The 7,500-nt window shown below is 38.8% G+C and carries 7 protein-coding genes, 3 tRNA genes and 1 pseudogene (2 of these 11 only partly in view); 7 read left to right on the top strand and 4 right to left on the bottom strand.

What is annotated here, in order from left to right; all coding sequences use genetic code 11:
• The 6 genes and pseudogenes from CLV95_RS13430 to CLV95_RS13405 form a co-directional block, all read left to right on the top strand.
• Positions 1-34: pseudogene (locus tag CLV95_RS13430) on the top strand (hypothetical protein) (it extends 567 nt beyond the left edge of the window).
• On the top strand, positions 31-783 hold the full coding sequence (gene surE, locus CLV95_RS13425; RefSeq protein WP_002734009.1) for a 5'/3'-nucleotidase SurE: 753 nt from the start codon (positions 31-33) through the stop codon (positions 781-783). The pseudogene CLV95_RS13430 and the gene surE overlap by 4 nt, the downstream one beginning before the upstream one ends.
• Positions 784-1,259: 476 nt before the next feature.
• Complete coding sequence (locus tag CLV95_RS13420; protein WP_002734092.1) at positions 1,260-1,952, top strand: tetratricopeptide repeat protein; 693 nt, start codon at positions 1,260-1,262, stop codon at positions 1,950-1,952.
• Between the two features lie 35 nt (positions 1,953-1,987).
• A tRNA-Pro gene (locus CLV95_RS13415) sits at positions 1,988-2,059 on the top strand.
• Between the two features lie 14 nt (positions 2,060-2,073).
• Positions 2,074-2,150: transfer RNA gene (locus tag CLV95_RS13410), tRNA-Arg, on the top strand.
• Between the two features lie 15 nt (positions 2,151-2,165).
• A tRNA-His gene (locus CLV95_RS13405) sits at positions 2,166-2,241 on the top strand.
• 45 nt (positions 2,242-2,286) lie between these two features.
• On the opposite strand, the gene CLV95_RS13400 is transcribed toward CLV95_RS13405, so the two are convergent.
• Positions 2,287-2,916: a hypothetical protein gene (locus CLV95_RS13400; protein ID WP_026054039.1), complete on the bottom strand. Its 630-nt coding sequence runs from the start codon at positions 2,914-2,916 to the stop codon at positions 2,287-2,289.
• A gap of 89 nt (positions 2,917-3,005) precedes the next feature.
• Here CLV95_RS13400 and CLV95_RS13395 point away from each other — a divergent pair, with 89 nt between their 5' ends.
• Positions 3,006-3,929: a TIGR01777 family oxidoreductase gene (locus CLV95_RS13395; RefSeq protein WP_002734235.1), complete on the top strand. Its 924-nt coding sequence runs from the start codon at positions 3,006-3,008 to the stop codon at positions 3,927-3,929.
• Positions 3,930-4,189: 260 nt separating this feature from the next.
• On the opposite strand, the gene CLV95_RS13390 is transcribed toward CLV95_RS13395, so the two are convergent.
• The 3 genes from CLV95_RS13390 to CLV95_RS13375 all read right to left on the bottom strand — a co-directional run.
• Positions 4,190-5,365 carry an Lcl C-terminal domain-containing protein gene (locus CLV95_RS13390; RefSeq protein WP_002734122.1) on the bottom strand — a complete coding sequence of 392 codons (1,176 nt, stop codon included), beginning with the start codon at positions 5,363-5,365 and terminating at the stop codon, positions 4,190-4,192.
• A 694-nt stretch (positions 5,366-6,059) separates the two neighbouring features.
• Positions 6,060-6,653 (bottom strand): nicotinate (nicotinamide) nucleotide adenylyltransferase, encoded by a 594-nt coding sequence (gene nadD / locus CLV95_RS13380; RefSeq protein WP_002724086.1) that lies wholly within the window; start codon positions 6,651-6,653, stop codon positions 6,060-6,062.
• A gap of 4 nt (positions 6,654-6,657) precedes the next feature.
• Positions 6,658-7,500: the 3' portion of a glutamate-5-semialdehyde dehydrogenase gene (locus CLV95_RS13375; protein ID WP_002724095.1), read on the bottom strand. 408 nt of this gene lie beyond the right edge of the window; only the last 843 of its 1,251 coding nucleotides appear in the window; the start codon falls outside the window, past its right edge; its stop codon occupies positions 6,658-6,660.

The raw sequence follows: 7,500 nt of genomic DNA, 5'->3' as shown, positions 1-7,500 counted from the left end.
TATTTCGGGTTCCATTCTTCATTTGGTCTTATGAATATTTTAATTACGAACGACGATGGAATCGCTTCTTCGGGGATCAAAGCTTTGGAGGCCGTCCTTCAAAAAGAACACGATACGTTTTTAATCGCTCCTTTGAGAGAAAGATCAGCGACTTCTATGGCATTGTCGATTTACGATTCGATGAGAGTGGAAAGAATCAACGACAATCACTATATCGTAGACGGATATCCCGCGGACTGTGTGAATATAGGTTTACACGGAGATATTTTTCCTAGGATAGATCTTGTATTATCCGGAATCAATCGAGGTGTGAATATGGGTCACGATATTCATTATTCGGGAACGGTCGGAGCGGCGAGACATGGAGCGGTTCATAGCCGACTTTCTTTGGCTGTTAGTTCCGGAAATATTACTAAAGATTATGATTATATTCGAGAAGCCGAATTCGTTCGACATTTCATCGATGAATATTCCTCTCTTTTGAAGGTAGGAGTCGTCTACAACATGAATATTCCGTTCGACTTCGTCTCTTCGATGGAAAATCTTAGGATTACCAGGCTCGGAAAGCGTACATACGAGGACACTTATTCTAAGAAAAATATCATCGGAGGTATTGCCGATTTTTATCTCGGTGGTTCCGAACTGGGACATGCCACGGAAGAAGGAACTGACTTTACCGCTTTTTTCTCCGGAAAAATCTCCTTAACTCCTTTGTCTCTTGATCAGACGGATATTTCGCTTGTACAAGAACTTTCTGATACTTTAAGTAAGAGTTTGTCTTAGGACCTCAAAAAAACGAAGTGGATTCTTAAAATTGAAAAAGTAGAGTTGTTGAAAAATAAAGAACTTGTCCCAAAACTTCGGTAGAAATGTCATTTCGATTTTTTCAGAAAGCGAAGGGTTATATTCAGAAAACTAATGATGTCGTTTTGTTCATCTAAACTTTTTCAACAATTATAGGGTATCTTTATAAAATCCAAAAATGCGGATTCTAAAATCAAATTTATAGATGAGATCACTGCTTTAGAAGTGATCGTTCGATGAGAAATTCATTTTATAGAGGTACCTAAAGTAAAAATCTGTCTTAAGAAAAGGTGACCTTCAAGAAAAAAGTTGGAATTTAAACTTTGTAAATCTATTCTAAAATGTGGGAACTACAACAAATCGCGATTTTACGAACAAATTCTAAAAGTAGGAACTCCTGCTTTTAGAAAATTTTTTCTCATTTTCAACTGCCGAACTCACGTTAAATTATAAGAATGTCGGATAAAAGCAAAAAGTCCAAAAGGAGGATCCTTCAGGAGATCGATAAGGGAAATTTTCTTTTCGCTCTTACTCTGATCGATCGTGAAGTTTCTTCTGGCAACGAGGACCCGGAATTATATTATAATTTTGCTATATGTTGTACTAGAACCAATAATCATAAAAAATGCGTTTCCATCTTGGAGGAACTTCTTGAAAAATTTCCCAGATTCGGCGAGCGGGAGAATTCGGTTCTTATGATTGTGTATGCCTTAATTCAAAATAAAGAATATACTAAAGCATTGGAAAAATGCGAGGAGCGCCTCAAGATTCAAGTGGACGATTTCAAAATTCTTTCCATGAAGGCTTTTGCTCTGGAAAAGTCTGGTCGTATAGAAGCCGCAATCGATATTCATAAAAAGATCCTTAAATTACGTCCCGATTATAAGAACAGTTTAAATTCTCTCGGTTATCTGCTTTTGAATCAAAGAGATCCGAATCCGGAAGAATGGAAATTGGCGGTTGATTGTTTAAAGTCAGTTCTTAAAAACGAACCTGAAAATCCTGCCTATCTGGATTCCTTCGGTGTACTTCTCTACAAAAGTGGTAAGAAGGAAGAAGCGATTTTGGCTTTTAGAAAGGCTCTCTTGAAAGCTCCCACACATCCTGAGATCTTACGACACATTGAAAAAGTGGAAGACTCTACTTGACAGTGAGACCGTTTTTAAAAACATGGAGTCGAAAACGGGATGTAGCGCAGGGGTAGCGCATCTGCCTTGGGAGCAGAGGGTCGTAGGTTCAAATCCTATCATCCCGATTTTAATCCTCCAAGACTCGGTAGCTCAGTTGGATAGAGCAACTGCCTTCTAAGCAGTGGGTCGGGGGTTCGAATCCCTCTCGGGTCACCAGGATAAACAGAGACGGAGAACGTAGCTCAGTTGGTAGAGCTCCAGTTTGTGGTACTGGCCGTCGCGGGTTCGATTCCCGTCGTTCTCCCCAGTGTTTGTGGGAATTCTGGCTTCTTTTTGCGAAATTGTGTGATTTTTAGTCCTCACTTAGCCATATATCTTCCAAGCAAAATCCCTTTTTTTCATTGAGATAGTTCTGGTTTTCTGTGATCCAGGTTCCGTTGACCGTCCAAATAAACATTTTCTGTGGGAACTCCAAACTTGCTTCCGGCTGATAGTAAGGTTCTAATGGAATTTTAAAATGTTTAGATTTTGAAAAGTTCAGAACTTTTTCCCCTAACATTCTGTCCTTGGGCATCCTAAGTTCTTTGTCCATATCGATCGATTCTCTCAGAATCAAACCGAGCTTTAATTTTTCTAAAGTTTGTTTGCAGCCTACAACATGAAGGGTTTTCCATTTTGAAATTTCAGGTTTATTTTCTTTAAGATGATGTGTTTGTCTTAATTCTAATAAGAAGTCTTCCGTTCTATTTGAATGGCGAAGTTTCGTCCATGTTGTATAAGGATTTCGATCCGAAAGATGACTGATTCTTGAGTTTTTATTGGAAAGATAAGAATTCGTAAAATCGAAAGATAAAAATGGAGGCTGAATCGTAAATGCTTTGATTTTATCCTTTGTAATGCTGAAAAGATAGAAATTTCCGATTATGATTGCGATTGGGAAAATCGAGATTAAAATTTTCAAGAGTAGACTTTGGGGAATCATAGGATCAAAAATGTGAGAACTTGCACTTTGGGACAATCAGGATTCTGGTTTTTTAAATCTTTCAAACAAAAATAAAAAGGTGATCAATGATGAATATAGGGATTGCGGGTGGGACTGGATTGATAGGAAGAACTCTTGCACTTCGATTACTTAAGACGGGGAATTTTGTAAGAATTTTCAGTCGGTCTTCCGACATTCCTGTATTTTTCCGAGATAGGAAAAATTTGGAAATTGTGGGGGGAGGAGGTGATCCGAGGCCGGAGCATTTGGAAGGGTTAGATGGCATTGTAAATCTTGCCGGAGCGCCCATTGTAGGAGTTAGATGGACTAAGAAAATGAAAGAGGAAATTCGTTCTTCCAGAGTGAATTATACTGAAAATTTAGTTTCTTCTGTTTCTAAAATTGTGGGAACTCCGCCAAAAGTTTTTGTCCAAGGGTCTGCTATCGGGTATTACGGCTTTTTTGAAAATGATACGGTGAATTTTTCGGAAGATTCCGCTCCTGGTACGGATTATCTCGCGTCGTTATGTGTTGATTGGGAAACCGCCTCGGAACCGCTTGCAAAACTTGGAATAAGGTTGGTTCGAATTAGAACCGGCGTTGTTTTAAGTCTTTACGGAGGAGCGCTGGGAAGTATGCTTTCTCCTTTTCGATTGGGTTTGGGAGGGCCGATAGGTTCCGGAAGACAAGTCTTTAGTTGGATTCATATCGAAGACATGGTCGGTGCGATTGTTTACTTATTAGAAAATTCTAATCTTTCAGGAGCGTTCAATTTGGTGGCTCCAAATCCGGTAAATAACGAGGTCTTTTCGAAAACGCTTGCACATATATTAAAACGCCCCGCATTTTTTAGGGTTCCGGCGACGATCTTAAAAGTCCTTTATCAAGACGGCGCGGACGTGATCTTAAAAGGTCAGAAAGTGATACCGAAGAGATTGCAAAAATCCGGATTTTCTTTTTTATACCCAAAACTTGACACGGCATTGCAGAACCTCTTGATCTCAAGTTCTTAGCTTTCTGAAGGGCGCCTCTATAAAATCCAAAGATGCAGATTCTAAAATCAACTTTCTAGATGGAATCATCGTTTTCGAAGTGATCGTCAAATGAGATGGAAAAATTCATTTTAGGGATGTCCTAAAACTAAAATCCGCCTCAAAAACCTTACAAAATATCCCTAAACTAAACGTCCGGCAAACTTTTAAAAAATATAGGTCTCGCATCAGAGGATAGATGACAGTGTTGTTCCTATTAGAAGTAAGGAGATATTTTCGTATCAAAATGTAGTAACACAACGAGCTTTGAGAGTTTGGAGTTTGTCATTTAGGCCTGTAACTAAGGAACCGGTTGTGGAAGAGATACTGACTGCGAAAGTAATATTGTTTTCATAGGTTGTCGATGTCCAATAGTTAGAGTTTGGAGTATTCGGAAAGAACGCAACATTGATGGCAGGGTTATTGTTATTGAAATCGACGATGCTCAAAAGTTCGTTGGCGTTCGGCAATCTCCAATTCGTTCTTCCTGCTAAATTTAAAACATTACACGCATTGAGAGCCGCGTCCCAATCCAAATCCAAAGACGCACCTATGCATCCACCGGCCTGTCCTTCCGAACACTGAGACCAAAGAAGTCCGGTATTTTGATCTCTGATCGTTCCGTCTAAGAGGTCCACAAAGGAGAACGCCGGAATCGGGTTTCCGGAAACACAACGAAGATTGATATTATTTCCTTGTGCTTCATTCGAAATCCCCAAAAACGCGGCTGAAAAGTTGATTGCCCAATTGGAACCGGGTGTTGTAGTGTCAGCCGTATTTGTTATATATTTGGTCCCTGAAAATGTATTTGGAAATGAGGTGTTGTTTATATGCGGATTGTTCGAATAATGAATCAGAGAGGCTAATTCTTTGACCGTAGGGATTCTCCAATTCGTTTTTCCCGCATATCCTTGACCGTTGTTGAGTCCATTTAAAACTGTACAACTTCCCGCTAATCCGGCATTTGCGTCGGTCCAACTAATCATGGTCGCCGCTCCGGAACAATTGGAACCGGTTTGCCCCTGAGCACAAGTTTTCCAAGTAAGTCCGTGTAGAGTATCTAACGTAGTATAATCCGAAGCAAATTCGCAGCTTGGGGTTGGAGCGGAAAAAGTGCGCGCGTTTGGGGTATTGCTAAATTCTCCATCATTACCGGTCCCCAGACACGCAACAACAGTTCCTAAATTATCCCAACAGGTAGTCTGCCCTGTATCAAAGACGGCTCCCGGATTAAAATTTGTAGGCCCGTTCTGACATTGAGAACCATTTGCCGAATTGTTTGTTTGTTCTTGTTCAGTATTATTAGAATTTAATTTTTGGAGGTACTGGAATATAACATAAGGAGGATCCGGTTTGTTTGGAAGTTTTGCACAAAAAAAGAGAGAAAAAATAAAAAAAGATACGACATATTTACACATTGTACTTTACCTTCGGTGTTCTTAATTCCTAACAGAAAGAAGTTCGAGGAAAGGCTTCATTTTATCATATGAATGATTTATTTAAAGACTTAACTCCGGACTTTCGAAAAAATATGAATCAGAATGGTATGGTATTTTTAAATTGAGTTTTTATAAAGTTAAATTTGAAGACAGAGACGGTCAGATTATATTATGAATGTATTTTTGAAAATAATTTCAGAAAATTTTTTCAAAAACTATTTCTACATTAACGATTTAGAGTTTGTCTCAAACTTGAATACTGCTGCAGGAATTGGGCAACAATGAAGTTTGTTCAAAAGTTATAAAATCCTTAAAGAGACGTAATTTGTGGGAATTCTCATATTTTAAAATCAAGATAAGATTATGATTGCATATCATTCTAACCGTTAGCACTCAAATAAGGATCTATCTCATATTTAATGTTCTTTTTACAGTTTTTGGCTATTTTTCGTAATAAAACTTCCGTGATAGTTTAAGATAATGTGAATTCGGGTTGAAAATGAGAAATAATTTTCTAAAAGTAAGAGTTCCTACAATTTTAGAATTTGTTCGTAAAATCGTGATTTTGATTTGTGGGAATTCCCATATTTTAAGAATAGATTTACAAAGTTCAGATTCCAACTTGTTTTTAGAAAAATGAATCATAGATTCTTACATCGTAACTCACTTCACTTTATTTAGAATAAAGTCTGTTTCTTAGGATGTAATCTAAAACCTTTTTTGGAATTCGATCCGGAATTGTGGATTGAAAAAACGATTGCCTTAAATCCGTAGAACTTGCCGGAATCAAAGGGTTTTTCAAAAATTGAAATTGGGAAAAAAGTTTCGAATTCCGAGGAACTACTTCCGAGAATCTTCGAAAGACGAAAACTTTTCGAACTTCATCCAAAATTTTTTCATAATTTCTCCATTTGTGAAAATTGGAATAATTATCCTCTCCGATTAAAAGTACAAACTCTCGATTCGGGTGGAGAGTTTTGAGTTTTTGAATCGTTTCAATCGTATAACTCGGACCCGGATGATTCAATTCCAAATCCAAAATTCGAATCGTTTCCGAAAACTCGGAAACAAATAGATTCAACATTTCTAATATATTTTCGGAAGAAGAAAACTTTTCTCCTTTGAGGGGATTTTGTCGATTCGGAATCAGAAAGATTTCCCCGCAGTCTGGGACTTCGCGAAAAAAAGACTTTAAAATTCCCGAATGTCCTTCGTGGGGAGGATCGAAACTGCCTCCGAAAATTCCAGTGAGGATTGGTGAAGTCATAGGATTAATTTCGGATTTGTCCGTTTCCGGTTACGTAGGTGGTTGTGGTCGTGAGATGGACCAAACCCATAGGACCGCGGACGTGTAACTTGCCAGTGGAGATTCCCACTTCGGCGCCAAGACCGAATTCCGCGCCGTCGTGAAAACGGGTGGAGCAATTGACAAATAAAGCGGCGGAGTCCAAAGAATTTGTGAAAATTTTAGCCGCGTTTAAATCTTCCGTGATGATGGCTTCCGTATGACCTGAAGAAGTGCTTTCAATAAAGGCTAACGCTTCTTCCAAGCTGGAAACCGTTTTTACCGAAAGACGAAGATCCAAAAATTCTTCCTGATAGTCTTCTTCTTTAACCGGTTTTCCTTTCGGGTAGAGAGAAAGCGCGGAAGGATCAAGTAATAGCTCCACACCTTCTTTTGCTAGGGCCTCTAACAATTCTTTCCGAAATGGATAACCGTTGTGAAGTATTAAATTTTCCGTAGCGTTGCATACTCCTGGTCTTTGCACCTTGGAGTTGATTACAATCGGAATCACTTTTGCAGGGTCGGCATCTTGATCGATATAGAGGTTACAAACACCTTTATCATGTTTGACGACTGGAATCATGGAATGTTCCGAGATGAATTTGATCAAACCTTCTCCGCCTCTCGGAACCACTACATCGATCGAAGGAGTCTGTTGAAGGAAAGGAAGCATAAAGGAGCGATCCGTTTTGTCCACGAAAGTGATCGCACTTGTGTCTATTCCTTCTTTATTTAGAATTTCATGAAATAGTTTTACTAAAATCTCATTGGAATGAAACGCTTCGCTTCCCCCTCTGAGAATACATGCGTTCCCCGATTTGAAAGAAAG

This window comes from Leptospira borgpetersenii serovar Javanica (genome assembly GCF_003046425.1).
Taxonomy (GTDB): Bacteria; Spirochaetota; Leptospiria; order Leptospirales; family Leptospiraceae; genus Leptospira; species Leptospira borgpetersenii.
Note: the sequence above shows the minus strand (reverse complement) of the source record. Positions and strands in the feature narration are given on the sequence as shown.

Bases quoted from the DNA above. Each gene is read 5' to 3' on its own strand.
- surE (WP_002734009.1), top strand. From the start codon at position 31: ATGAATATTTTAATTACGAACGACGATGGAATCGCTTCTTCGGGGATC.
- CLV95_RS13420 (WP_002734092.1), top strand. From the start codon at position 1,260: ATGTCGGATAAAAGCAAAAAGTCCAAAAGGAGGATCCTTCAGGAGATC.
- CLV95_RS13400 (WP_026054039.1), bottom strand. From the start codon at position 2,916: ATGATTCCCCAAAGTCTACTCTTGAAAATTTTAATCTCGATTTTCCCA.
- CLV95_RS13395 (WP_002734235.1), top strand. From the start codon at position 3,006: ATGAATATAGGGATTGCGGGTGGGACTGGATTGATAGGAAGAACTCTT.
- CLV95_RS13390 (WP_002734122.1), bottom strand. From the start codon at position 5,365: ATGTGTAAATATGTCGTATCTTTTTTTATTTTTTCTCTCTTTTTTTGT.
- nadD (WP_002724086.1), bottom strand. From the start codon at position 6,653: ATGACTTCACCAATCCTCACTGGAATTTTCGGAGGCAGTTTCGATCCT.